The sequence below is a fragment of the Jatrophihabitans lederbergiae genome (assembly GCF_031845305.1).
GTDB classification, from domain to species: Bacteria; Actinomycetota; Actinomycetes; order Mycobacteriales; family Jatrophihabitantaceae; genus Jatrophihabitans_A; species Jatrophihabitans_A lederbergiae.
Genome location: NZ_JAVREH010000200.1, coordinates 1 through 814, shown reverse-complemented (window position 1 = coordinate 814; position 814 = coordinate 1). Strand labels below are relative to the sequence as shown.

At 62.9% G+C, this 814-nt stretch carries 1 protein-coding gene; it reads left to right on the top strand.

Annotated elements, in window-relative coordinates; translation table 11 throughout:
* Positions 1–146 precede the first annotated feature (146 nt).
* On the top strand, positions 147–401 hold the full coding sequence (locus tag RM423_RS24970) for a hypothetical protein (protein ID WP_311425734.1): 255 nt from the start codon (positions 147–149) through the stop codon (positions 399–401).
* Positions 402–814: the final 413 nt, after the last annotated feature.

Below are 814 nucleotides of genomic sequence, written 5' to 3'. Positions count from 1 at the left end.
GATACAACTCGACAGCGTCGCGGCGAAACTCCTCGGAGTAGTTCTTCCTCGCCATGAGTGGATCATCTCGCTTCCACCCCACCGAAGCAGGGATTGAGCGTGTCCACTACTCGGGGTCAGGTCCCCAGTCCGAGTGAGGATGTGTTGTGGTCACCAGCCGGCGGCGAATCGAACGGGTGCTCCGGCGTGCCGGCCTGTTGGACGCCACCACGGGGGTGGCGCTGGCGTGCACATCGCTGCGGACCGGCGTCCTTACCTGGACGCGGGTCAGTGTCGTCGAGCCCGGGGCTGTAGACAGTGAGTTCGTCAGCAACGCCAGTCTCGACCCAGACGTCATGATTGCTGCAGCCGGCCCGTACGCCGACGTACTCGGCAGGTACCTCGACCGCACGATCAAATAGTTCGGCAACGCCGCCCAACCCGCTTCCGAAGTTGCCGCGCTGATCACCACACTGCTCACCGATGCATCACCGGTGTTTCGGGTGCAAACATCACAGTGGTCACGCGACTTCGTTGCCACCAAGCTCACCGATCTCGATGTATGCGGTGCTCGGCATGACCTTTCCACTCGACGGTTCTGACGATGGCCATGGCGCTCCTCCGCCGATGTAGGCAGCCTCACGATACGCAGTGCCGACCGCCGAGACCCGACCACCGAGTTGAGGTGCCGTCATCAAATGAGCGTTCCTGACACCATGCGCGGCGGTGCAGGCGGCGAGGTCGGCAAGTAACCGAAATGGGTCCGTCAGATCCCACCTCGCCACGGCCGGTTCAAGGCAGCCACGACCAACCCATAACCTTCGACCGTGATGCC